General features: G+C 47.4%; 21 protein-coding genes. 9 read left to right on the top strand and 12 right to left on the bottom strand.

Annotated features, from left to right (window positions below; all coding sequences use genetic code 11):
• The first annotated feature begins 117 nt into the window (after positions 1 to 117).
• Positions 118 to 1,338: a response regulator gene (locus tag ACKU41_RS17940; protein ID WP_319778852.1), complete on the top strand. Its 1,221-nt coding sequence runs from the start codon at positions 118 to 120 to the stop codon at positions 1,336 to 1,338.
• 83 nt (positions 1,339 to 1,421) lie between these two features.
• Here ACKU41_RS17940 and ACKU41_RS17935 read toward each other — a convergent pair whose 3' ends face one another.
• Positions 1,422 to 3,080, bottom strand: coding sequence for an NAD+ synthase (locus tag ACKU41_RS17935; RefSeq protein WP_319778851.1), 1,659 nt, complete (start codon positions 3,078 to 3,080; stop codon positions 1,422 to 1,424).
• A gap of 197 nt (positions 3,081 to 3,277) precedes the next feature.
• Here ACKU41_RS17935 and ACKU41_RS17930 point away from each other — a divergent pair, with 197 nt between their 5' ends.
• Both ACKU41_RS17930 and ACKU41_RS17925 read left to right on the top strand, forming a co-directional pair.
• The gene (locus tag ACKU41_RS17930) at positions 3,278 to 6,058 is read left to right on the top strand and encodes a response regulator (RefSeq protein WP_321402768.1); all 2,781 of its coding nucleotides are present in this window, start codon (positions 3,278 to 3,280) and stop codon (positions 6,056 to 6,058) included.
• Between the two features lie 104 nt (positions 6,059 to 6,162).
• A complete protein-coding gene (locus ACKU41_RS17925) occupies positions 6,163 to 6,504 on the top strand; it encodes a hypothetical protein (protein WP_319778849.1) in 342 nt (113 codons plus the stop codon).
• 34 nt (positions 6,505 to 6,538) lie between these two features.
• Here the strand turns inward: ACKU41_RS17925 and ACKU41_RS17920 are convergent, their stop codons facing one another.
• The 4 genes from ACKU41_RS17920 to ACKU41_RS17905 form a co-directional block, all read right to left on the bottom strand.
• Positions 6,539 to 9,001 (bottom strand): glycogen/starch/alpha-glucan phosphorylase, encoded by a 2,463-nt coding sequence (locus tag ACKU41_RS17920; protein ID WP_321402767.1) that lies wholly within the window; start codon positions 8,999 to 9,001, stop codon positions 6,539 to 6,541.
• A 140-nt stretch (positions 9,002 to 9,141) separates the two neighbouring features.
• Complete coding sequence (locus tag ACKU41_RS17915; RefSeq protein ID WP_319778847.1) at positions 9,142 to 9,789, bottom strand: ABC transporter ATP-binding protein; 648 nt, start codon at positions 9,787 to 9,789, stop codon at positions 9,142 to 9,144.
• Positions 9,789 to 10,484, bottom strand: coding sequence for an ABC transporter permease (locus ACKU41_RS17910; protein ID WP_319778846.1), 696 nt, complete (start codon positions 10,482 to 10,484; stop codon positions 9,789 to 9,791). Before ACKU41_RS17910 ends, ACKU41_RS17915 begins: the two co-directional genes overlap by 1 nt.
• A 131-nt stretch (positions 10,485 to 10,615) precedes the next feature.
• Positions 10,616 to 11,440: a substrate-binding domain-containing protein gene (locus tag ACKU41_RS17905; protein WP_321402765.1), complete on the bottom strand. Its 825-nt coding sequence runs from the start codon at positions 11,438 to 11,440 to the stop codon at positions 10,616 to 10,618.
• A 252-nt stretch (positions 11,441 to 11,692) separates the two neighbouring features.
• Here ACKU41_RS17905 and fdhD point away from each other — a divergent pair, with 252 nt between their 5' ends.
• The 4 genes from fdhD (at position 11,693) to ACKU41_RS17885 (ending at position 15,501) form a co-directional block, all read left to right on the top strand.
• A complete protein-coding gene (gene fdhD, locus ACKU41_RS17900; RefSeq protein WP_321402764.1) occupies positions 11,693 to 12,481 on the top strand; it encodes a formate dehydrogenase accessory sulfurtransferase FdhD in 789 nt (262 codons plus the stop codon).
• 191 nt (positions 12,482 to 12,672) lie between these two features.
• Complete coding sequence (locus ACKU41_RS17895) at positions 12,673 to 13,614, top strand: formate dehydrogenase accessory protein FdhE (RefSeq protein WP_321402762.1); 942 nt, start codon at positions 12,673 to 12,675, stop codon at positions 13,612 to 13,614.
• Position 13,615: 1 nt separating this feature from the next.
• On the top strand, positions 13,616 to 14,608 hold the full coding sequence (moaA, locus tag ACKU41_RS17890) for a GTP 3',8-cyclase MoaA (protein WP_321402760.1): 993 nt from the start codon (positions 13,616 to 13,618) through the stop codon (positions 14,606 to 14,608).
• Entirely contained in the window at positions 14,575 to 15,501 is a 927-nt protein-coding gene (locus tag ACKU41_RS17885; protein ID WP_321402759.1) for a transposase, read from the top strand. Before moaA ends, ACKU41_RS17885 begins: the two co-directional genes overlap by 34 nt.
• 80 nt (positions 15,502 to 15,581) lie before the next feature.
• Here ACKU41_RS17885 and ACKU41_RS17880 read toward each other — a convergent pair whose 3' ends face one another.
• From ACKU41_RS17880 to ACKU41_RS17855, 6 genes are all read right to left on the bottom strand, one after another.
• Entirely contained in the window at positions 15,582 to 17,030 is a 1,449-nt protein-coding gene (locus ACKU41_RS17880) for a sensor domain-containing diguanylate cyclase (RefSeq protein ID WP_321402757.1), read from the bottom strand.
• Between the two features lie 104 nt (positions 17,031 to 17,134).
• Entirely contained in the window at positions 17,135 to 18,121 is a 987-nt protein-coding gene (gene ruvB, locus ACKU41_RS17875) for a Holliday junction branch migration DNA helicase RuvB (RefSeq protein WP_319778838.1), read from the bottom strand.
• Between the two features lie 24 nt (positions 18,122 to 18,145).
• Positions 18,146 to 18,757 (bottom strand): Holliday junction branch migration protein RuvA, encoded by a 612-nt coding sequence (ruvA, locus tag ACKU41_RS17870; RefSeq protein ID WP_321402755.1) that lies wholly within the window; start codon positions 18,755 to 18,757, stop codon positions 18,146 to 18,148.
• Complete coding sequence (ruvC, locus tag ACKU41_RS17865; protein WP_319778836.1) at positions 18,754 to 19,260, bottom strand: crossover junction endodeoxyribonuclease RuvC; 507 nt, start codon at positions 19,258 to 19,260, stop codon at positions 18,754 to 18,756. The genes ruvA and ruvC overlap by 4 nt, the downstream gene beginning before the upstream one ends.
• On the bottom strand, positions 19,261 to 20,007 hold the full coding sequence (locus ACKU41_RS17860) for a YebC/PmpR family DNA-binding transcriptional regulator (protein ID WP_319778835.1): 747 nt from the start codon (positions 20,005 to 20,007) through the stop codon (positions 19,261 to 19,263).
• A 267-nt stretch (positions 20,008 to 20,274) separates the two neighbouring features.
• Positions 20,275 to 20,874, bottom strand: a complete 600-nt coding sequence (locus ACKU41_RS17855; protein ID WP_319778834.1) for an RlmE family RNA methyltransferase — start codon at positions 20,872 to 20,874, stop codon at positions 20,275 to 20,277.
• A 110-nt stretch (positions 20,875 to 20,984) separates the two neighbouring features.
• On the opposite strand from ACKU41_RS17855, the gene ACKU41_RS17850 reads away from it, so the two are divergent.
• Positions 20,985 to 22,463: a DUF3880 domain-containing protein gene (locus tag ACKU41_RS17850; RefSeq protein WP_321402752.1), complete on the top strand. Its 1,479-nt coding sequence runs from the start codon at positions 20,985 to 20,987 to the stop codon at positions 22,461 to 22,463.
• A gap of 166 nt (positions 22,464 to 22,629) precedes the next feature.
• Entirely contained in the window at positions 22,630 to 23,196 is a 567-nt protein-coding gene (locus tag ACKU41_RS17845; RefSeq protein ID WP_321402751.1) for a BON domain-containing protein, read from the top strand.
• 19 nt (positions 23,197 to 23,215) lie between these two features.
• On the opposite strand, the gene ACKU41_RS17840 is transcribed toward ACKU41_RS17845, so the two are convergent.
• A complete protein-coding gene (locus ACKU41_RS17840) occupies positions 23,216 to 23,845 on the bottom strand; it encodes a GntR family transcriptional regulator (protein ID WP_321402750.1) in 630 nt (209 codons plus the stop codon).
• Positions 23,846 to 24,357: the final 512 nt, after the last annotated feature.

The following is a 24,357-nucleotide window of genomic DNA, read 5'->3' as shown; positions in this document are numbered from 1 at the left end:
CAATCCGAAACGGGGTTTTTATTTTCAAAAAACAATTTACCGTGATACGCTGAAATTATAAAAAAAAGGGACAATCCACTTCACTTTCAAATACATTTCATATTTCCGGAGATGACAATGGGCTACTCAAAAAATATCTTGTTTATTGATCGTGACACAGCACAGCTTGAAGCGCTTGATAAAAGCATGGCCTCCATGAAAAAGCGCTGGCAGGTTTATTATGCTTCCACCAAAGAAGAAATTATGGATCTGCTCAGAACCCGCCCTTTTGACATCATTGCCATGGACTTTAAAATTGACGGTTTTAAAGACGACGAGCTTCTGGAAGAAATTAAAAACCGCCAACCGGGAAGCATACGGTTCATCATTTCAGAATCAATCAACTCCGAAAACTGCCTGAAATTTGTCAAATATGCCCACCAGTTCATCACCAAACCGTATACCGAATCGGAACTGCTGGGTAAAATCAAGAAAGGCCTGCGCTTGAAACACGTATTTCTTAACGAACGGGCAGCAAAAGGCATTGCATCCATTGAAGAACTGCCCACCATGCCGGACCTTTTCGTACAACTGGAGCGGGAGTTAAGCAAAGACGATGTGATGATCAGCAATATCGGCAAGCTTATCGGAGAAGATATGAGTATGACCGCCGGACTGCTTAAGCTGGTGAACTCACCATTCTTCGGGCTTTATTCCAGAGTAACCAACCCGGAACAGGCAGTGACCCTGCTGGGGCTGGACAATCTTAAAGGGCTGGTCCTCGGTATACACCTTTTCAACCTCAGGGAATCGAAAAAAATAGATTTTTCAATTGAAAAACTGGGACGCCACTGCCAGTACACGGCACTTATGGCCCGAGCCATTATTAAAGCCGAAGGCGGTAGCAACGAACTGGCCGAACACACATTCCTGGCCGGATTCCTGCACGACATCGGCAAACTGGTGCTCTCCACGTCCTACACCGAAGAGTACTCCACCATCCTGAGCATAGTGCAAGAAACCGATATTACCGTTCAGGAAGCGGAAAAGGATATTCTCGGTTTTACCCACGCAGAGGTAGGGGCCTACCTGCTGGCCATATGGGGATTTGATGAAGACGTGATTGAGGCCATCTACTGCCACCACAAACCGCAACGGCTTGGAAGTATAGATTTAAGCCCTGCTGTGGCTGTTCACGTAGCCAACTCATTTGATCATGAACTCAGGGTCAGCAATAACGATTACACCCCGCACCTGCTTTCAGCAGACTGGCTGGAGCAGAACAACTTTAGCGCCAAGCTTCCGGAATGGCTGCAGATATGTGCAGAAATGATGGAAGACGCTACCGATGAAGTATGAAAAAGCCCATCAAATCCGCGAATATGAACTTGATGGGCTGAATCTGACAGTCAATAGGAATCCCGCCGCCTGCCTGACAATTTCTAGCCGGTAAAACGACAGGCAATAGGCATCCGCCAACCGGTACCAAAAGCCCGGGAGGTGATTTTAAGCCCCGGAGCGGCCTGCTTACGCTTGAATTCTGAAATCCTGATCAAACGCAGAACATGCTGCACGGTTTCAGGATCAAACCCGGTCTCGGCGATAATTTCACTCTCCGCTTTGTGTCCCTCAACACGCAGTTCTATGATGCGGTCAAGAACATCATAGGGAGGCAGGGAGTCTTCGTCCTTCTGGCCGGGACGAAGTTCTGCGGACGGCGGCTTCTCGATTATGGCGACAGGAATAATTTCTCCACGCCCCTGTTCATTCAGCCAGAGACAGAGCCGGAAGACAAGGGTCTTGTAAAGATCGGAAATAACAGCCAATCCTCCGGCCATATCACCGTAAATAGTACAGTACCCCACGGCCAATTCACTTTTATTTCCGGTGGTTACCAGCAACGCTCCCATTTTGTTTGAGATCGCCATGACAAGATTGCCGCGAATACGGGACTGGATGTTCTCTTCAGTAACATTGGCGGGCAGCCCCTCAAAAGTAGGAGCAAGAGCCTCTTCAAACTGTCCCATGAGCTTTTCAATGGGGATAGTGGTGCAGTTGATGCCTATGTTCTTTACCAGCTTGAGGGAATCATCCACACTTCCCTTACTGGAATACGGGGAAGGCATGAGCACCCCGGTGACATTTTCCGGCCCGAGGGCCTCGGCTGCCACCGCTGCAGTCAGGGCCGAATCAATTCCCCCGGAAAGCCCCAGCACAACCTTGCTGAATCCGGTCTTGCCCAAATAATCCCGCAGGCCGAGCACCATGGCCTGCCATGCTTCAGCTTCTTCACAAAAATCATCTTCTTCAATACGCCCAGCCGGACAAGACGCACATCCGGACTCGACAATAACCACATCTTCCTTGAATCCATGTCCTCTGGCCACCAGCTTTCCTTCTGCGGAAAAAACACAGCTGCGTCCGTCAAAGACCAGATCATCATTACCGCCCACCTGATTAGCGTAAAAAACGGGAACTTTGTACTTTGCGGCAATATCACCAAGAAGTTTTTCGCGCACTCTCTGTTTGCCGATACTGAAAGGGGAAGCGGAAAGGTTGACCAGCACATCCGGTTTTCTTTCCATAATTTCCGGGATAGGATTGCTGCCGTAACGTTTCCCGCTATGGTTTTCACGATCATTCCAGACGTCTTCGCAGATAGTCACGCCGACCTTTAAACCGCCAAATTCAAAAAAATTAACGTCTTCAGCAGGCTCAAAGTAACGTTGTTCATCGAAAACATCATATGTAGGCAGCAGCCACTTGTAAAAAATCTTGGGGACTGCGCCACGCTCAATAAGCCATGCGGCATTGCGCAAGGGATTGCCTATACCTTCATGGTTAAGATCCACTCCACCTGCCAGCAGGGCAACTCCTTCAGGCATGCGCCGGGAAATATCGAAAACAGCTTCACGGCAACGGGAAACAAAATCAGCATTAAGAAGAAGATCCCTCGGGGGATAACCGGTCAAAGCCAACTCGGAAGTGACACAAAGTCCGGCACCACACTCTGCGGCCTTCTTCACTCCATTCAAAATGAGTTCTACATTTCCTTCAAGGTCGCCAACGGTAAGATTGAGCTGCAACAAGGCTATTTTCATTGATTCATGTCCGTCCTTAAATATTTGGAATGCTGAATACCTAACGTCTGAAACAAAGCTTGTCCATTGCCCGTATTCAAATAATTTCCACCAGCATAAACTGTTTACCTTGCACTGAATATGCTGGAATGCTAAACAGTTGTCTATATCTATAGCAGGATTGAAAACACTCCCAACCTGTCACCAATGGATTGAAATTGTTAAAAATAGATAAAGTTCAGACAAGAATCGGATTGCTTATTGTAGCAATATCGCTCATTTCGTTCTTTGTTTCAGGAGCTTACGACTACAGCTCCATGCGTAGTGACATGTTCAAAGAACTGAACCAGAAAGCCGACGGTCTGGCCGAAAGACTTTCCGAATCACTGATAACACCTCTCTGGAACGTTGATCAAGCAGCCATCAACCGAATCCTGCTGTCTGAGATGAATGATAAACGCATCAAGGCCATTCTGGTTACGGAAGATAATGGCAACAATGTTTTTGCCGGTAAAATACGCAATGAAAATTTGGAAATAATTAATTTCAACACCTGGCCCATAGGCAACTTTGTAAAGCGAAAAGCGGAAATATCCATCATGAAACAGCCCATAGGAGCTGTGGAAATATTTCTGTCCCCCAAATTCATTGATAATGAACTGTACCATTCCCTGCTTAATTCCCTGCTGCGAACCATGCTGCTGGTTATCCTGATTAACATGGCCCTGTTCGTGACCCTGCGCAAGATTCTGATTTCCCCGATTGCGAAACTCAGTCAGACAGCCCGGCAGATCTCCTTGGATAAAAACTACAGCTCAAGGGTGCAGATTGAATGTAAGGGAGAAATGAAGAGCCTCGTTGAAAACTTTAACAATATGCTGCAGCAGATTGAAGAGCAGGACCTCAAACTCAAACAGTACAGTGGACAGCTGCAGGAAAAAATACATCAGAGCAACAAGAACCTTGAAAACAGCTACCGCGAACTTAAAATAATCAACCGCAAGCTGGAAACGGCAAAGAATGAAGCTGAAGCCGCATCAAAATCCAAAAGTGAATTCATGGCCAATGTGAGTCACGAGATCCGTACCCCCATGAATGCCATCATAGGTATGGCAGACCTGACCATGGAGACTAATCTTTCATCCAAGCAACGTGAATTTTTAAAAATTATTATCAGTTCCGGCAAGGTGCTGCTGCGACTGATCAATGACATACTTGATTTCTCTAAAATTGAGGCAGGAAAACTCAGTCTCGAAAAAGTAAATTTCAACCTGCATCAACTCATTCACGATATAAGTGATCTCTTTGTGGAACAGATGGTGGCCTCGCAGACAGAACTGGTTATCGATATCAGGCCGGGAGTGCCGCAAAGAATCATCGGCGACCCTCTGCGCCTGCGACAGGTACTAATCAATATTACCGCCAACGCCTTCAAATTCACCAGCAAAGGAGAAATTATCATCACCGTCTCTGCAGCTAAGATAGATACACATAAGTCAGAGATTGTTTTCGCCGTCAAAGACACCGGAATAGGGATTCCAGAAAAAGTGCAGCCCCATCTTTTTGAGGAATTCAAGCAGGCAGACGGATCAACCACCCGTAAATACGGTGGAACCGGACTTGGACTTTCCATCTCCAAACGTATTGTAGAACTCATGGGCGGGAAAATCTGGTTCCGGAGTAAACCAGAAAAAGGAAGCACTTTTTTCTTTACCATAACTCCCGAAGTTGCCGCTGAACATGTCTCCAGAGATTTTGCACTTCCACAGGAATTGCAGAATACCCCTGTTCTGGTTGTAGACGATAACTTTGCTGTGCGCAGCGTACTGGTCCGCTATCTCAAACAATTCGGCTTTCAGGCAACCAGCGTGGTCGATGCGGAAAATGCGCTAAAGCTTATAGCTGAAAATAAGGATAACCAGTTTAAACTGGTTATCTTCGACCTTAAACTGCCCGGCATGAATGGGGATGAGGCAAGTATCGAGATTCGCAAAACTTACAGTAAAGAAGAACTGCCAATCATGATGGTTACGTCCACCGAGCTGGATACGGCACTAGCAAAAGCCCAGAAGGCACAAATCAACCGGATGCTTAGTAAACCGCTCAAGCAGATGACCCTGTTCAACTCAATTCTGGATACCTTCGGTTACGAAATACCCAAGGAATATTCTTACGAACCATCCAGACAGGTAGAAAACGAATTTAAAGAATTCAAACTGCTTCTGGTTGAAGACAACCCCATCAACCAGCAGGTGGCAGAGCAGATTCTACTTTCAACAGGAATTGAAATTCATTCCGCAGCCAACGGCAAAATCGCCACGGAAATGGTACAGGAAACTGAATACGATATTCTTCTTATGGACATTCAAATGCCTGAAATGGATGGTTACGAGGCTACAAAAAAAATCCGCTCTGAACTTGGGATGACCGACCTGCCCATCATAGCCATGACCGCCCACGCCATGCGCGGTGACAAAGAAAAATGCCTAAACTCCGGTATGGATGATTACATTCCCAAACCAATTGATAAAGAACAGATGATCAGCACCATCCGCGCTCACCTGCTCAAAAAGAAAGCTCTGCAAAACTCAGCGGAACACGTGAAAAATGACGGACAAAACCAACAGGAACAGGTAACAAAAGATGGAGCTGCCTGCCGTGAAATAAATATCAACGAGGTATTGGAGCGCATCGGCGGAGATATGGGGATTCTGGTGAGTATTCTGCGTAACTTCAAGGAGTACAATGCCAACTTTGAAAAAGACATGCAAATCATGCTGCAAAACAAGCAACTCAAAGAAGCTGGAGATAAAGCACATACCCTGAAGGGAGCGGCCGCTAATATTTCCGCACAGGAATTGGCCATAGCCACGCTTGAGTTGGAAAAAGCCTGTAAAGCTGACCTCATGCAAGAAGCCCGTGAAGCCTTGGAAAAGACATCCGTAAAACTTGAACGGCTGTTTGCTGAAATATCCCTGCTGGGAAAAAATTATGACTGATTTATGCAAAACAACTGTAATCAGTGCATTCATTCAGTTGAAATAAATTCATATTTGAGGCAGAAATCATCAATCAATTTTGACTGTAAAAAAGGATTTCAAATATGGCATTAATGTTCGGAAGCCCCAGCCGCAAGCCAAGCAGGTCCTTGGAAGACGCCAAAAAAGACCAGCGTCTTGACATGGCCCGCACCCTTTACCTCGGCGGCAAGGTAAAAATAGTGACCACAGAAGAAGTTCCAAACCGGGAAGTCCTCGGCACATTCGGCCTTATCGTCTGTAGAAGCTACAATTTCGATAATGCTTTCTACGGCCTCATTGCACAGGCTATTGACGCCAATGCAGATGCCATTGTCGGTTATCGGGAGTCCGTCTCCTTTCATCCGGAAGGCGACAAATTCTACTCCTGCTACGGTACTGCCGTGCGTTTGAAAAAGGTTAAATAAATAAAGGACCGGGCTAACCGGTCCTCTTAACTTATCACCTTACAGCCTTGATATTCCATATATCTTCTGCATACTCGCGCATGGTCCGATCAGTTGAAAATTTTCCCATACGTGCAGTATTCAGAATGGCCTTTCCCGCCCAGAGTTCTTTATCCGCATAATCCTTATCTATACGCCTCTGAGCTGAAATGTAGGCTTTAAAATCGGCAAGATGCATATACTGCTCATTGTCGGAAAGCAGCTTATCCACTACCCAGCGGAATAAATCCGGCTCCTTGTGTGAAAACCTGTTCTCCAGCAATGCGTTGAACACCTGCCGTATTTCAGGGCTGTGGTCGTAAATTTCACGGGGACGGTAACTCCCGCTGTGCAATGTTTTTTCCACCTCTTCCTGTTTCAGCCCGAAAAGATAAAAATTATCCGCACCGACCTCTTCCAGCATCTCAATATTGGCACCATCATAGGTACCGATAGTGAGAGCACCGTTCATGGCAAATTTCATATTACCGGTTCCCGAGGCCTCGGTTCCGGCGGTTGAAATCTGCTCACTCACATCGCAGGCAGGAATTATCTTCTCAGCAAGGGAAACCCGGTAATCAGGCACAAAAGCCACCTTGAGCAGACCTTCTACGCGGGGATCATTATTGACCACATCCGCCACAGAATGGATCAGCTTGATGATCTGTTTGGCCTCCCAATAACCGGGAGCGGCCTTGCCCGCGAAAATGAACGTCCGGGCACATAAAGGTTCCACATCGTTATCCACAAGTTCAAGATAAAGATGAATGACATGCAGCATATTAAGCAGCTGACGCTTATATTCATGAATACGCTTGGCCTGAATATCAAAGATGGAGTCCGGCGATACATCTATGTCCAGCATTCCCTTGATATAATTGCCCAAGATAATTTTATTGGACCGCTTGGCTTTCATAAACCGTTCCCGGAAAGCATTGTCGTTAACCAGCCCTTCAAGCCTGTGCAACTCGCTGAGGTCGGTAATCCATGCCTTCCCGAGAATATCAATAAATAATTCCGCAAGTGCGGGGTTGGCCTTAAGCAGCCAGCGCCGGGGTGTGACCCCATTGGTTTTGTTGTTAAATTTTCCAGGTTCCAACTCATAAAAGTCAGGAAAAAGCCGGGTCTTGACCAACTCCGAATGCAGTTCGGACACCCCGTTAACCGAATGCGAGCCGATTACTGCAAGATTTGCCATGCGCACATTTTTCGTTCCTTCCTCGCATATCAGGGACATGCGGCGCAGCTTTTCCGTGTTGTCGGGATACTTGCCTTTAACCTGTTTTAAAAAACGGCGGTTTATTTCATAGATGATCTGTAAATGACGGGGCAGAACCTTTTCAAGCAGGGACACAGACCAGCATTCAAGAGCCTCCGGCAGCAGGGTATGGTTGGTATAAGCGCAGGAGGCGCGGGTTATCTCCCATGCACGCTCCCAGTCAATACGCTTTTCATCCACAAGGTAACGCATCAGTTCCACCACGGTCAAAGCCGGGTGGGTATCGTTAAGCTGAATGGCTACGTAATCGGCAAACTCATGAAAATTTTTATTCTGGGCATAAAACCTGCGGGTAATATCACGCAGACCGCAGGCAACGAGAAAGTACTCCTGCACCAAACGCAGTTCCTTACCGAACGAGACTGATTCAGTGGGGTAAAGAACTTTGGACACCATCTCAGATTCAATTTTGCGCTGTACAGCCCTGATATAGTCGCCATGGTTAAAAATATCCATGTCAAAATTTTCGGACGCACGGGCTGCAAACAACCGCAGGTAATTAACAGTCTTACCTCCGTAACCGACTATTGGAATATCGTATGGAACACCGATAATATCATCCCAGTCAACCCACATGGGCAGGTATTCACCGCTGGGAGAGACAGCGCTCTCCACCCTGCCGTAAAGCGGAACGATCACAGACTGGTCCGGGCGCGCAATCTGGAGCGGCATACCGCTCTTCATCCAGTAATCTGCCAATTCTTTCTGATATCCGTTACTGATGGATTGACGGAATAAACCATACTCGTAATGGATTCCATAGCCGCAACCGGGAAGGGCGAGAGTTGCCAGCGAATCGAGAAAACAGGCCGCCAACCTTCCAAGTCCTCCGTTACCGAGAGCGGGATCACGCTCACTGGCCCGAACCTCATCAAGATCAAATCCGAGCTCCTTGAAAATATCCCCACAGATATCCAGAAGATCCATGTTGCACAGGTTATTCCCAAGGCAACGACCCAGCAGGTATTCAATAGAAAAATAGTACATACGCTTGGCCTTGGCCTTGCGATAGCGGTCACGGGTATCAATCATCCGCTCCACCAGCCTGTCGCGCAGCGCCAGTGCCAGCGCCTTGCCCACGTCCCATTCGCTGGCGTCTTTGACTTCCTTGCTCAGGGAATAAATCACATGGTCTTTGATGTCTGAGGTCAGACTATCGCGGTCATTTTTCTTCTTGATCCTGAAAGTGGAATTTTTCATGTATCCTCCTCATGCTCCGGGGATTAAAGGCAGGATAACAGCTTGAAGAGGCTAAATCCACTTGAAAAAAACGTCAGCCCAAAAACAAAAAAAAGGCGCGGTAAACATACCGCGCCGAAAAAAATCATAAGAAGCCACCCTTAGTCGTTCATACGCCCGTCCGCCAAGCGAAAAATCGTATCAGAAACATCTTCCAGCCAGAGATGATCATGACTGACAATTACAAGGGTCGTCCCCTGCTCATCGCGGGCTGAAACAGCCGCATCATGGATCAATCGGGTGGATTCAAGGTCCAGGCTGGCCGTAGGTTCATCAAGAAGCAAAACCCGAGGATTCAAGACCAGACGCGCAGCCAGAGCCACCCGCTGGGCCTCCCCGCCGGAGAGTTCAAACCAGTTGCGATGCATAAATTTATCAGGGGCCAGTCCAACCCGGACAAGGGAATCGCAGACCCTTTCGGAAATATTCTTTTCACCGCGCAATTCAAGGCCGTAGGCGACATTTGCGGCAACAGACCGTTTAAGCAGATACGGCTCCTGAGTAAGCATGGTAACTTCACGCCGTAACCACAGTGCCGGTTCCTTCACTTCACTGCCGTCATAAAATATTTTGCCGGAATCAGGACTTTCCAGAAAAGCCAGCATGCGCATCAAAGTACTCTTGCCGCTTCCGTTATGCCCTGCCAGACCGACAATTGAACCTTCATTGATAGAAAAATCCCTAATGCTTAGTACAGGCCTCCCGTTGTAACGCTGCCTGACCTGTTCCAGCTTGTACAATGCTTTCATTACTGCCCTGCCCTTTTACGGATACCGGACATAAAAAAATTGACCGTAAAAGCTATCATCATCAAGACCAGTCCCAACGCAATCCCCATGGCGAATTCACCCTTGCCCGTCTCGAGAGCAATGGCTGTTGTAATAGTCCGGGTGTGCCACTTGATATTCCCGCCGACCATCATGGAAATACCGATTTCTGAAACAATGCGTCCATAGGCTGCTGCAGCGGCTAGGATAAGGCTGTAACGGGCCTCCCAAAGTGTTGTACGCAAAATCTGGCTGTGCGATGCACCAAGGGTCAGCAGGGTCTGCTTCAGGCGCAAGTCAAGATTTTCCACCGCAGTAGCCATCATGGCGATGACAATAGGCAGGCCGAGCAAAGTCTGTCCCACAGCTATTCCGGGAATGGTGAAAAGAAGCTCCATTTCGCCCATAGGTCCTTTGCGGGAAAGCATGGCGTAAACCAGCAAACCGATAACAACGGTTGGAAAAGACAGCAGGGTATCGGAGATAAGGCGCAATGTTTTTTTACCGGGGAATTCGTGATAACCAAGCAGAAATCCCAACGGCGCTCCCAGGATCAGGGTTGCGCTGATGGAAATAGTGGTAACACTGACGGTTGTAAAAATTGCGGAATACGTTTCTGGATCAGCGGAAAACAAAAGTACGAATGCCTGCCAGAAACCATTTAAAATGAAATCCATATAGTATTAAGCCTCCCCTTTCATTGCAATTCAATTAATAGCAAACGGGCTGGCGGAGAACAAGAGCGAAGCTTATTGCAAAGATATTTTTACGAATGGAGCTTCAATGAAGCTCCATTCTATATTACGATCTATTTAGCGTTAGGAATGAAAAGCTTTTTACCGAGCAGCTTGAAGTCGCCGATAGCTTTCTGGGTTTTGGGAGAAGCCATCCACTCGGAAAACTTTGTAGCCAACTCGTATTTGGCGTTCTTGCAGTTTGCGGGGTTAACAGCCAGAACACTGTACTGGTTGAAAAGGGATTTATCGCCTTCAACCAAAACTTTCAGCTCAGGAGAACCGTTTTTATTGGCACTGTACTTGATGTAGGTACCACGGTCAGTCATAACGTAGGCATCGCGCTCTTCAGCAACGGTGATACTCTTGATCATACCCTGTCCAGTCTGAATGTACCACTGGGCTTTGTCGGGAACAGCCATACCGGCAACTTTCCAGAGAGAAATCTCTTTCTTGTTGGTACCGGAGTTATCACCACGGCTGACGAAAGGAGCCTTGGACGATGAGATAGCTTTCATGGCCTGCACAACGGGGAGACCTTTAATGCCTGCAGGGTCAGATGCGGGGCCGATAATCACGAAATCGTTGTACATAACTTCACGGCGGTCTTTGAGCGCACCCATATCAACGTATTTTTTTTCAGCTGCGGGAGCGTGTACCATGAGTACGTCCACATCGCAGTTCTGACCCATTTTAAGAGCCTTACCGGTACCAACTGCAGTCCACTTCAACTCAATGCCGGTATCCTTTTGGAACATTGGGGCCAGTTCATCAAGAAGACCGGTGTTGTCCGTACTGGTGGTGGTAGCCATCATCAGGGTTTCAGCTTTGACCAGTCCAGGAGAAACGAGCAGGGAAACGAGGGCAATAGCAATAAGTAAAACTTTAATTTTTTTCATTTTTCCTCCAAAAAGAACTCGGTTTTAAATTTCAAAAATCCAGATCATCCGCTAATTAGGTTCACGTTTGATAACAATCGTGACCAGCTTAGATATAGACCAGAAAGGATACTCTATGTCAACATGGATAGAATTATACTTTTATTCTTAAACTGTTTTTGCACTGAAAATGTGCTGAATCAGACGCAAAAAAGAAGATCTTGCCCGTATTGTCTGTTATCCCTATGCTGAGTTAAATATATCAGGTGGAACATGATGAAAGACAGCTTCAATTATACAATAAAAGAATATTCCGGTGGAGAATTCAAGGAAAAGGAAATCAGCAGTATTCTTGAAATTCCTTTGACCATCAACCTTAACGGCAGGGAAGTAGTAACCCTGCTGACCACAGCCCGGTATCCGGATTACCTCACTGTCGGTTTTTTGAAATCGGACGCATATATTTCTTCACGGGACCAGATAACCGACCTGAAAATAACAGAAGGCAAGGACCGCATCATTGCCGATGTCAAGACCAGCCACGATCCCTGGGAAGGACGGGTCCTCGAATATTCAATTACTTCCGGGTGCGGCAAAGGCACCAACTTCGGGCGCAATGTCTCGACCATATCAAAACGGACTATCAACTCGAAACTGATCGTCACCCCGGAGCAAATCCTGACCCATGCCAATGAATTGCACTCCCGCTCCACCCTGTACGGAAAGACACGCGGCTGCCACAACTCCTCTCTGTGTACACCGGAAGAGATGCTCTATTTCCGCGAAGACATCGGACGGCATAACGCCATCGACATGATCGTGGGGCAATGTTTTCTTGAAGATGTCCCAACAGGCGGCAAAATGATCGTCTCCACCGGGCGTGTTGCATCCGAAATCCTGCTCAAGGCCGTGCGCATCGGGGTTCCCATACTTGCTTCCACAGCTGTGGCAACAAGTTTCTCAGTAGATCTGGCCCGTAAAATAGGCATCACCCTCATCGGCAACATAAGCAAAACCGGATTCTGGGTCTACAATGACCGGGGTCGAATCCAGGGTCTGTAATTCTTTCCGCTCACTTCAATTATGCCTTGAACTCCATAATAATCATTATATAATAATAAATTAGACTTTGTGCCAAAATAAGACTAATTAGCACTCCTATGCAGCTGTAGCTGATAAGGCATATGTTTTTTTTAACAGGAATGAAACCAACCCGGCCACCCTACATCCGGGTCCTTAAGGAGTGTTTTATAATGAGTTTTGATTACAGCAGTGCCAGGGAACAGTTGGATAAAAAAATCTCCGAGTTGCGGGAAAAGCCTTTCCTTCCGGACGAACTTGTCAATTTGATTTCCAGCGTTGCCGAAATCCAGTTGGAGGCACAGCAACACTCCGCCCCGGAGATACCTACTGACCTCACTTCCCCGGACCGCAACCTGCAGGGACACCCCCTGCTTGCCCGTGAAGACTTCACTTATGATTACAAACAGGCTTGCAAGCTTATTGAAGAGATAGCCCTTCTGATCAGCAAAGAAGAAGGGCCCATCGCCGAAGCTTCCCTGTTGATCACCGAAAGTATCAATTCCGGGAAACTGGACCTGAAACAGGCTTTCAGCGCCTACCTTAAAACCGATGACGATTTTTTTCTAGGCTGGGCGGAAAAAATGCCTGAGGCACCGCGTGCACTTAGTTTTCTCATCCAGTCAGCACTTACTCCCTCCATAAAGACTGTTGCCGCTGCACTGGCAAAAGAACTGCCCGAGCTTGAAGCGGACACTTCCAAAAGACCCGACACCGCCGAGCTGGATTTCGAACTGGAACAACCCGCACCTCGCAACCACGGGCACTGTCCCATCTGCGGTTCCGTTCCCTTCATGCATACCCTGCACCACAAGCAGGGCTTCCGCTTCGCCAACTGTTCTTTCTGCCACACCGAATACCGGGTACGCAGAATGGCTTGTGCCTATTGCGACGAAAACAACCCGGACAATCTGAAATTTTTCACTGTGGAAGAAGCGCCCGGCTACCGGGTAGATGTTTGCGATTCCTGCAAAACTTATATGAAAACTGCTGATTTCCGCAAACTGGATAAGATTTCCATACCAGCCCTCAATGACCTTGAATCCCTGCCACTGGACTTTGTGGCGGCAGAGGAAGGCTACAGCCGGGGCACACTGTCTGTCTGGGGGTTTTAAAATGATACTTACCGACAAAATAGGCCGGACTGTAAACTACCTGAGGCTGAGCGTTACCGACCGCTGCAACCTGCGCTGCATGTATTGTGTAACCAAGGACTTCAAATTCATCCCCCACCCGGAAATCCTGCGCTATGAAGAAATGTTGCGGCTGGTGGATCTGGCTGCTTCCATGAATATTTCAAAACTGCGTCTGACCGGTGGAGAACCGTTTGCCCGCAGGGGATTTATGGGCTTCATTTCCTCGGTCATGTCCAGCCATCCGGAGCTGGACCTACGCATAACCACAAACGGAACACTCATCGAGCCGCTGGTGCCGGAACTGAAAAAAATCGGAGTCAGCAGGCTTAACATCTCGCTGGACACACTTGATCGCAAGACTTTCGCCGAGGTCACCGGACGAGATCATTTAAATGATGTGCTTGCAGCTATTTCTGCCTGCCTGTCTGCAGGAATACGCATCAAAATCAACGCCGTGGCCATGAAAGGAATCAATGACAAGGAGCTAGGATCCTTCATTGATTTCGCTCGGGAGCACCCAATAGACATACGCTTCATTGAATTCATGCCTATGGGGGACGACACCAAATCCGACAGCCGCTTCTGGTCCGCCGACGATATTCTTGAGCAGGGCAGACAGTTAACCAATCTGATCCCTGTAAAACGCACTGCCGAGAACCGGGGCCCCGCGCGCATGTACACTATTGAAAACGGCAAAGGCAGATTGGGTTTAATCTCCCCGGTAAGTTCCCATTTCTGCAGCACCTGCAACAGGCTGCGCATTACTTCCGACGGCAAGCTGCGTACCTGCCTCTTCTCGGACCGCACATACCGGCTGCGTAACATTTTACGAAACCCCAAGCTTGGCGATGACACACTGCGCCGGGTAATAGCTGCGGCAACCCGCGACAAACCGCTGGGATACCATCTCTTAGAACAAAGATCAGGAAGTGAAGGTGTATGTGTAACACAGATGTCGGCCATAGGCGGATAGAGGATTCCGATCCCCCAGCATTCGAAAGCAGGTACGAGCAGCTGAAACGTCTGACATCCTCAGAAGAGGAGGCCAGAAAATTTATGCTGCACAAAGCATTGGGAGACCGCAAACCATTCTGCCCCCGCTGCCGTGAGCATAAGCTCTACAACCTTAACGGTGACCGCTACCGCTGCTCTTCCTGCAAGTACACCTTTCAGGATTTCAGCGGACGCTGGATCAATAACGGCGGTCTAGCCTGCCGTGAATGGATAAGATTAATCCAGATGTTCGCTGAAGATCACACCGCCCACGCCATTTCACTTGATCTGGAACTTTCTTACAACGCGACTTACAAGGCAATAACGGCCCTGCGTTTCGCAATTCTGGCGCAGGCAATTGACGCCCAGCAACTGCTAAGCCCCGAAACCGGTCTACACACTCATCTCAAGAACAAAAAGCTGACCGGGGTACCTTCAAAGAAGTCTACCGGCACTATACCTGTATTCGGTATTATGGAAAAAAACGGCTGGGTATTCATAGATTTAATGCAGAACATCACTGCGGAATCTGTATTTCACTTCAACCACAATTTCCATCTCAAACTAGTCCGTCATGGTTCGATCATACACACCGACCGGTACCAGAAGTATGATGCACTGATACTATGCGGTGATGACTCCCTGCCGCTGGATTATATCCGCAAATACCCGGATATAACCCCGCACATTGAAATCTCGGGCGGAGAATTCTGGAATTTCGCCCGTCAGCGTTTCAAGCGTTACAAAGGGATATCCCCGCATCGCTTTCCTTTATATTTGAAGGAGCTGGAATTCCGTTTCAACAATCGAAAAAAGGATTTGTTTGATCTTTTAACCGGATATATTTGTAAGATTGTGCCGGACGTGGATTAACTTTTTAGATGTGTTTAAACGCAGATGTGTCCGCAGGAAGTTTTAGCTCTACCTTTCGTATACGATTTCAGAGACAGCATTTAGCCTCTCATAACCATATCTTTACCCTGCATTTTAGACTCATACATAGCCTTATCCGCCCTTGCGATCAGGGAGTCTAGGGTATCCTCATCAGTATAACGGGCAACCCCGCAACTGACTGTGACCTTTACCCCGGAATCGCTGGTTAAGAGGTCTTCATTCCCTGCACCGCTGACAGCTTCTCTTATTCTTTCAGCCACATCAAAGGCAAGATCTATTTCCCCGTCGATCAGCAGGAGAAACTCATCTCCGCCCCAGCGGGCGCAAAAATCAGAATCACGCACAGAAGATTTTATAATGGAAGAAATCTGCTTAAGTATGCGGTCTCCTTCTATATGGCCGCTTTTATCATTAACCAGCTTGAAACCGTCAACATCCAATAAAATAATAGAAAAAGGACGGGGCTTCTTTTTTAGGCCCGAAACAGTGGACTCAAAAACTCGTGCAAAAGAGCGCCGATTCCCTAAACCGGTCAACTCATCAGACTCGGCCTGATCTTCCAAACGCAACTGAAAATGATTGACCACAAGAATACTCAGGACCACTATAAAAAGAGTCGCAATACCACCGACTACAATGGTTCTCACAAAATTTTTCCGCGCTGCATCAAGCAATACATTTTCATTTTGCTCAACGATAAGAAGCCATTCCAACTCAGGAATATAACGGGCTGTCAAAAAAATCCGATCTCCATCAAATTCGAATTCATAAGTAGCGGGCTCTGCGGAAGTACTTAAAACCTGAGAAGCGATTTTACCATGTCCCGGCATATGCCTTAGATTAATTTGCTCGATCAAGCCTACTTTATGATGAGCCTGAACCAGACCGTTTCTATCAACCAGAAAAATGGTCTTGCCGTATTTTGTAGAAAAAAACTTCAATAAGCGGGAGACATCGTCCATTTTCAATCCAACACCTGTAACTCCCAAAAGCTCGCCACTCTCACTGACCAGACGGTGATTGATGAACACAGTTAGAATATTATCTGCAGCTTCATTGGAGTCCACATCCAAATCATGTTTTTCGCCACTGCTAACGAAATCATAATACCAGACATCGTGATCATCTTCAGGAGAAATGGTTTTAAGAACTCCGCCCGGATAATAATATTTTCCGGTTTTAGCGGAAACAAAAAATGCGGTGAAAAATCCGTATCTATCCTGAATCTCATCCAGATATCTTTTAATTTTCGAAACATCCTTTTCCCCTCCTGCAGCCCAGTCTTTGAGAAAAGTATCGTTCGCCATAAGCGATGAGACGAACAAAGGTCGCATCAATACAGTCTGGATTTCGGAATAAATATTATCACGGGTCAAAGGAAGTGAGGAATTAACGATATCCTTACGGATATTTTTACGGGACTCATTATAGTTAAAAAGACTGAGGGAAATAAACGCTGTGACAAGAATCAAGGTCAAAACAATTATCAACTTTACTCTTACAGTCATTTTCTCCCTCCAATAACAGACTGAAATCAACAAATAACGGCCATCGGAATCATAAAATCAAATTGAAAATATAAATCGGAAGAAAAGATAAAACTCCAGAAGTTCTAAAACAGACTTCCCTGCCCCCCGGAAGCAGTCTTCTGGAGATGCTGGTAAGCACGTGCAGTAGCAACACGCCCACGCGATGTGCGCTTCATGAAACCGCACTGGATAAGATACGGCTCGTAAATCTCCTCGATTGTGCGTACTTCCTCTGAACAGGCCACGGCAATTGTCTTTACCCCTACGGGACCGCCACCAAACTGATCAATCAAAATAGAAAGGATTTTGCGGTCCATATAGTCAAGGCCGAGCGGATCGACATCCAGCTTGTTCAACGCCATGTCAGCCAGCTCGCCGGAGACTACTCCATCCCCATGCACAGTGGCGAAATCCCGCACCCGGCGCAGGAGGCGGTTTGCTATACGGGGTGTGCCGCGAGAACGCTTTCCTATGATCAACGCACCTTCTTCGGTAACCTTGAGATCAAAAATTCGGGCAGCGCGGATGACAATTCGGGCCAACTCTTCGGGGGAATAAAATTCAAGACGGAAGATACAGCCGAAACGGTCCCGCAGCGGGGATGTGAGCAACCCCAAACGGGTAGTGGCCCCTACTAGAGTAAACGGCTCAAGATCTATTTTCACTGTACGGGCGGCTGGTCCCTGCCCGATGATAAGGTCGATGTTGAAATCCTCCATGGCCGGATAAAGCACTTCCTCAACTGTAGCGGGTACTCGGTGGATTTCGTCGATGAAAAGAATATCATTACGGGAAAGGTTGGTCAGGATAGCTGCAAGGTCACCGCTGCGTTCCAGAACAGGGCCGGAGGTGGAGATAAGATTGACCCCCAGCTCGGAGGCGATAATCCGGGCAAGGGTGGTTTTACCCAAACCGGGGTTGCCGTAGAAAAGAGCATGGTCCATAGCATTACCGCGCCCGCGCGCAGCCTGAATGAAGACATCGAGGTTGTCGCGCAGATCGTCCTGACCGATAAAATCGGTCAGCCGTTGCGGTCTGATGTGATCGTCCGAACCGTTATTTTCCATCATATTCCGGTACTGCCTGCTGAGATATTACTTTTTCTGGGAAATCTTTTTCAAAGCTACGCGGATAGCTCCACCGGCGTCAAGATCGGGCTCATCCTCAAAAATGACCTTGAGGAAATCACGAACTTCATCATCCCCGTAACCGAGATTACGCAGACCGGAAAGGGCATCAAGAAATTCACTGCGGTCACCTTCCACAGGACAGGCTCCGCTACGCACAGTAGCAGACTTGAGAGTCTCCATCTTGTCTTTCAGGGACCATAAAATCTGCCGCGCAGACTTTGGACCGATGCCGGGGACGATGGACAGGGTCTTCACATCCTCGCGGAAAACGAGATCCTGCAAATCCTTGGGACCGAACTGGGAAAGGATCGCCAATGCTTTTTTGGGACCGAGACGGTCGACAGAAATAAGGGTGCGGAAAACCTCACGGTCATCAAAGCAGGGGAAACCGTAGAGATCAAAGGCGTCCTCGCGAATCACGGAATGAACGTAAAAAGTAACATCCGAACCGGAGACCGGCAGGGTGGATATAGCGGAAAGAGTCAAAAAAAGTTCGTACCCGACTCCGCCGGGAGTGAGAATAATGCAGGACTTATCTGTGGCCTCTAAGAGCTTACCGTGGATATAGGCGATCATTTTCCGGTTACCTTTGCGAATCTTCGTTCATTAAGATGACAGATCGCAATGCCCAGAGCATCGGTGGTATCGTTGGCCCACTTGGTGTTTTTCACCCCGAGGATACGTTCCACCATGAAAGCGACCTGAGACTTATCCGCCCTTCCGCTGCCCACAAGGTTCTGTTTGACCTTGGTTGGTTCATACCCGGAAACGACAAGACCGGACACCGCACAGGCTGCCATGGCCGCGCCACGGGCCTGCCCCAGCTTAAGAGCCGAAGCCGGATTAGAGGCGACAAACGCATTTTCGATTGCCGCCTCATCCGGTGAATGGTCTTTTATAAGCTCGGCTATTCGGGAATATATTTCCCCAAGCCTTGAGCACATGGGCTTTTTAGTATCTGTCCGGATTGTCCCGGCATCAATAAGAGTGACCTGCCCGGAAAGCTCGCGCACGATGCCGTAGCCGGTAACGCGGGTTCCGGGGTCAATGCCGATGATTACAATACCGGATTCGCCCATCTAGTCTTCCATTTCATCCATCAGCTCATCAGGAAAATCAGCGTTGACATGTACGTTCTGTACGTCGTCGTTGTCTTCCAGCTTTTCCATGAGGTTCATAAGCTTTTTGGCAGTGGGAACGTCTACTTCTACGAGGTTCTTAGGTACGAAAGCGAGGTCGGAGCTTTTTGCTTCACACTCGGCTGCTTCAAAAGCCTTCTGAACTGCGGTGAAATCTTCGGGAGCGCAGTGAACTTCAAGAGTATCGTCTTCAGCGATTACGTCCTCGGCACCGCCTTCAAGACCGATTTCCAGCAGCTGATCTTCGGTATATTCTTCAGCATCAAAGACCATGACGCCTTTTTTGTCGAACATCCATGCAACACAGCCGGCTTCACCCATGGAGCCGCCGCCCTTGCCCAGAGCATGACGCACTTCAGCAACAGTACGGTTCTTGTTGTCGGTTGCTGCTTCGATAAGCACAGCTACACCGCCGGGACCGTATCCCTCGTACATGACCTCAGCGATATCACCGCCGGCCAGCTCACCGGTACCTTTTTTGATAGCGGTATCGATCTTATCATTGGGCATGTTCACTGCTTTTGCCTTGGAGATGGCAAGACGCAGGGAGGGGTTCATTGTCGGATCGCCTCCGCCCTTGGCCGCAAGGATGATATCCTTGGCCATTTTGGTGAAAATCTTACCGCGCTTGGCGTCCTGTCTACCTTTTCTGTGCTGAATGTTAGCCCATTTACTATGTCCGGCCATTTTTTCCTCCTGAGAATATCAAAGTCCCGCCTTATATTTTTTTGATGGGACAGTATTTATATAATGATGCCTCCGGCGGGCCTCTCGGCTATCCCTCCGGGGCTTAAACCCATTTATTAAGGCTTCGCCGTCATGGACGCAAAACTGTCAAAGATAAAAGATAAAACCCCTGGTAGAGATTCCAAAGGGACTTAGCTCCTTTGTCCGCCGAAAGCGAAATCTTTTAATCAAAAATGCGAAGCGCATCTGCTTAATGAACCAGTCTTCTTACCCTTCTCCGCCGCGAAAGCCAAGTCCGACTATAAAGAACTCCTTGCTTTCCTCTCTACAGCTCTTCGGCTTGAATCTTTTTACCTTGGAAAACATCTTGCGCAAGGAATCGATATATTCTTTAACGTCAGGTCCGTCGAAAATTTTAACGATAAAATGACCGCCCTTTTTAAGCCTGCTGGGCACTATGTCACGCGCACGTTCGCAAAGCTCAAGAGAATTAGCCTGATCGGCAAACTTCACCCCGGTTGTCTTGGGCGCCATGTCACTGATGATAAGGTCATACGGCAACTGCTTATCCATTGCAGCCAGCAGTTCCGGTGAATCCTCAAATACATCGGCCTGCAGGAAAGTTGCGTTATCCGGGAATACGGTTTCAGTGGACTGGATATCTACTGCAAGCACACGTCCGCTGTCTCCGACTTTCTTGGCGGCAAAAAGGGTCCATGAACCGGGAGCAGCCCCAAGATCCATAACATTCTGGCCCTTTTCGAAGACCTTGAAACGCTTGTCCAATTCCTGAAGCTTGTATACGGAACGGGCAGGATAGTTTTCCTTTTTGGCCCTTTTAAAATAATGATCGCGATATTGTTTCATAATCTGATTTCAGTTTCGCAGTGATCCGCAAAAGACATTTGCAACCGACTGCGTTATAAGATGACTGGAAATTAACTTATTACGGCCTGCAAGCCAAGTATCGTAAAGCAATGCAACGCCCTGAAAGAATCCGCATAAAAAACGAAGCAGGCCAGCTGCAATCCCTTCCCGAAGGAGAAAGATATTTTCAAGACCTCGGCGGCAAGGGGAAAATCCTGTTCCTAGGACTCGGTCCTGAACCGGATCTGGCAGCGAACATGTTCCCGCAGGCAGAAAAATATTACATAGAATGCCCCGCGCTAACCGCACAACTGCCCGACGGGTATACAATCCCGGCTGGATTTAAGCAAATCAGTGAGAATGAAGCACCGGACCTGTCTGATTTCAGGGTAATACTCTTCACACCCGGTAAACGTCTCTTCCCATCATTCTGGGAACCGCTGCTGGCCGGGCTCACCATGGCAAGATCCGAAATCATGCACAAAAATCGCAGCAAGACCGTATGGATTCCAGGTGACGATAAGTCCCTGCTGATCCCGGAACTCTGCCGCGCTTTCAAGGTTGAGGGGTTCTCTTACAAGGTTATCGATCCAGATGCAATGCGCAAAAACCTGCTCAATCTACTGACCGGCGAACTGCCAGAATTAGTCCTGAGCATTAACTTCAACGGGCTGGACAATGCAGGGGAAACTTATTTTATGCTCCGCGAAGCCGGGGTAAAAATTGCGGTCTGGATGGTGGACAACCCCTTCCATATCCTTTCCGGCATCAAATCAACATACTGGCGTGAAATCCATCTGTTTGTAACAGACCACTGGTTCATTTCCGCCCTTGAAAAACATGGCGCCAAACACGTAACCCACCTGCCACTTGCCACAGACCCAGAGATTTTCAACAACAAGGTTCCACCATACCCACAGCTTAATGAACGCACAGTTTTCGTGGGACGCTCCAGCTTTCCGGCAAAAGACAATTTCTTCTCCGGGTGTACTTTTGATGCAGAAGATGAAAAAGCGGCTCTAAGAGCCATTAAGAATAACTCTAAACCGGATTTCGCATGGTGGGCAGGAAAAGATGGACTGGAAAAATTCTGGCCGGGCCGGGAAATACGGTCTTTAGGCTTCAAGGCGGAACAATCGGGGCTGATCTGGAGAGTTCTGGCACTGCAAAACGCAGGAAAGGATCTTACTGTTTTCGGCGATGATGGCTGGAAAAAATACCTCCCTGATGCAGAATTGCGCCCGCCGATAGATTATTTCACCACCCTGCCGGGGATATATTCCGGCGCCGGGATCAACCTTAACATGACCAGTCCGCTACTCCCCTGCGGCCTGACTCAGCGCAATTTTGACGTGTGGGCTACAGGAGGTTTCCTGCTCAGTGACAACACATCCGGTTCTTCAATTTTCCCGGAAGATCTTCTTGAACATTGCACCTTTACAACTCCAGCTGAAATACCTGACAAAATCGATTTCATAAAAAGCAACCCGCAATTGCAAAAAGAGCTTTCAAAAAATTGGCAGGCCCATATAATGAATAAACACACATATCTGAACAGAGCATCCAAGATATTAAATTTATTAACATAAATATATTTTAGCCAAAACGGCATGTGTTTTGCTTTTACCGGTCTCAGAACCTCTAATCAAGGATGATGACGAGATGCGGACACTAATTACTTGCTTTGCTCTGCTGGCAATTACCTGCATGAGCGGTTGCTCAGCCTCAATACTCATACCCCCCTTACCAGGACCCATGATGATACCATCTTCAGTCGGGTCGGTTTATAATGCATATGCAATCAGCACTGATGAACGGGGGTTCCAGACCATAATTGAAGACGAAATGCTGGAAACAAGCATCCAGGGCGACATTCTCAATACTGCAGGACTGAACATAATGGACCTGAGCACCTATGCTTACAACGGAAATGTTTATGTAATCGGTGAATATGATGAAAAGGAAGATTTCAAGCGTATCCGTAAAATTGTCCGAAAAAAGAAAAACGTGAACTCCCTGACAACCTACCTCTTCGCAGAGGATGAAAACGCATGCAGCAGGGCGGATGACTACATAGTCCAGATGGCGGTTAAAAGTGCTCTGCTTAATGACGACTCAGTATGGGGTGCCAGCATCGCAGTAAAGTCGATACAATGTAATGTAATACTAATGGGCAGAGTCGCAAGCGTAAATGAAGCAATAGCAGCCAAGCATATTGCCGCAGGCATCAGCGGGGTGAAGGGAGTAAAATCATTTATCCGCTCCACCCGGCACAACAAATATCGCAAGCAAGAACAAAGAATAGCCGCAGCAATGCGCTAAGACTTAATCATAAAAAAGCTTAAAGTGAGAAGTGGTCTTTGAGCAGTTCTTTCATCAACTCAAGGTCACCGATATTAATGGCCTCCACTATTTTCAGATGTTCACGTGCATGCACGCTAAGATCCATACCCTTTTCAAAATGTTCTTTGGCAAGAGAAAACATCCAGTAATCATTGGCCAAAACTTCCCATGAGCGGACAAGTGAACCATTTCCGGAGCATTCCATTATGGTCCGGTGAAAATCAAGATCAGCCTGCCCCACGACAGTCATATCCTTTTCCTCTACACCGGAAAACATTCTTTCAGCTGCATCCGCCAGTTTATCAACATCAATCCTGTTAAGCTCAAACCCCCACCCCAGAGCCAAAGGCTCCAGTTCACTCCTTACGGCATAATATTCGTACAACTCGCCTGAGGACAGAATTTTTACCCGGGAACCTTTGTAAGGCTCGGTTTCGACAAAACCACGAGCAGTCAAATCCCTTATAGCTTCCCGAACCGCTCCCTGACTAACCTGCAGTTCGCGTGAAATCCTTGTCTCAATAATTTTGTCTCCGGGCTTAAGGTATCCGTTCAAAATGCTGTCGACGATATGCTCTACAACATCATCGCGCAAAACACGCCTTTTCAGCCCAACACTGGCAACCATATAAAATCCCCCTAATGATTAAGGCCTGACTTATGCATCCCCCTCTAAAAATGCATTTATACTTTGTGAACAAAACCTAACCATTTTTTCACCTAATAGCAAGACAGAGAGCATATACCTTAACAATATATTATTTAGCACTAAAAATACACAAACACATTACAATTATTAGTCTAAACAATACTGATTGTATAAAACACAAATGATGAAACACACTGCTTAATTTTATAAAACATATCACCACATACAACAGTAAATAAACAACTAATACCTTTTGAAAAGCACCTTATAACTTTAAGTATTCTTACAACTCACAACCATGCTGAAACCTTTTTTTTAAAAAATATCATCATTTGTTTACTACCGAAACGATCTACCAAACTGCAAAATCACAAAAAAGGGCCGTTCTCCCTAAGAAGAACGACCTTCGAATTAATTATTTCAATAGAAGCTATCTCTTTTTCAAATCCACAATGACATATCAAAGTCCTCCAGAAAGGCAAAACATCTAT

Origin of the sequence: Maridesulfovibrio sp. (genome assembly GCF_963678865.1) — a bacterium.
GTDB lineage: Bacteria > Desulfobacterota > Desulfovibrionia > Desulfovibrionales > Desulfovibrionaceae > Maridesulfovibrio.
Note: the sequence above shows the minus strand (reverse complement) of the source record. Positions and strands in the feature narration are given on the sequence as shown.

Bases quoted from the DNA above. Each gene is read 5' to 3' on its own strand.
- ACKU41_RS17860 (WP_319778835.1), bottom strand. From the start codon at position 20,007: ATGGCCGGACATAGTAAATGGGCTAACATTCAGCACAGAAAAGGTAGA.
- ruvB (WP_319778838.1), bottom strand. From the start codon at position 18,121: ATGATGGAAAATAACGGTTCGGACGATCACATCAGACCGCAACGGCTG.
- ACKU41_RS17850 (WP_321402752.1), top strand. From the start codon at position 20,985: ATGCAACGCCCTGAAAGAATCCGCATAAAAAACGAAGCAGGCCAGCTG.
- ruvA (WP_321402755.1), bottom strand. From the start codon at position 18,757: ATGATCGCCTATATCCACGGTAAGCTCTTAGAGGCCACAGATAAGTCC.
- ACKU41_RS17855 (WP_319778834.1), bottom strand. From the start codon at position 20,874: ATGAAACAATATCGCGATCATTATTTTAAAAGGGCCAAAAAGGAAAAC.
- ACKU41_RS17885 (WP_321402759.1), top strand. From the start codon at position 14,575: ATGTGTAACACAGATGTCGGCCATAGGCGGATAGAGGATTCCGATCCC.
- ACKU41_RS17920 (WP_321402767.1), bottom strand. From the start codon at position 9,001: ATGAAAAATTCCACTTTCAGGATCAAGAAGAAAAATGACCGCGATAGT.
- ACKU41_RS17845 (WP_321402751.1), top strand. From the start codon at position 22,630: ATGATGATACCATCTTCAGTCGGGTCGGTTTATAATGCATATGCAATC.
- ACKU41_RS17895 (WP_321402762.1), top strand. From the start codon at position 12,673: ATGAGTTTTGATTACAGCAGTGCCAGGGAACAGTTGGATAAAAAAATC.
- fdhD (WP_321402764.1), top strand. From the start codon at position 11,693: ATGATGAAAGACAGCTTCAATTATACAATAAAAGAATATTCCGGTGGA.
- ACKU41_RS17915 (WP_319778847.1), bottom strand. From the start codon at position 9,789: ATGAAAGCATTGTACAAGCTGGAACAGGTCAGGCAGCGTTACAACGGG.
- moaA (WP_321402760.1), top strand. From the start codon at position 13,616: ATGATACTTACCGACAAAATAGGCCGGACTGTAAACTACCTGAGGCTG.
- ACKU41_RS17935 (WP_319778851.1), bottom strand. From the start codon at position 3,080: ATGAAAATAGCCTTGTTGCAGCTCAATCTTACCGTTGGCGACCTTGAA.
- ACKU41_RS17925 (WP_319778849.1), top strand. From the start codon at position 6,163: ATGGCATTAATGTTCGGAAGCCCCAGCCGCAAGCCAAGCAGGTCCTTG.
- ACKU41_RS17910 (WP_319778846.1), bottom strand. From the start codon at position 10,484: ATGGATTTCATTTTAAATGGTTTCTGGCAGGCATTCGTACTTTTGTTT.
- ACKU41_RS17880 (WP_321402757.1), bottom strand. From the start codon at position 17,030: ATGACTGTAAGAGTAAAGTTGATAATTGTTTTGACCTTGATTCTTGTC.
- ACKU41_RS17905 (WP_321402765.1), bottom strand. From the start codon at position 11,440: ATGAAAAAAATTAAAGTTTTACTTATTGCTATTGCCCTCGTTTCCCTG.
- ruvC (WP_319778836.1), bottom strand. From the start codon at position 19,260: ATGGGCGAATCCGGTATTGTAATCATCGGCATTGACCCCGGAACCCGC.
- ACKU41_RS17940 (WP_319778852.1), top strand. From the start codon at position 118: ATGGGCTACTCAAAAAATATCTTGTTTATTGATCGTGACACAGCACAG.
- ACKU41_RS17840 (WP_321402750.1), bottom strand. From the start codon at position 23,845: ATGGTTGCCAGTGTTGGGCTGAAAAGGCGTGTTTTGCGCGATGATGTT.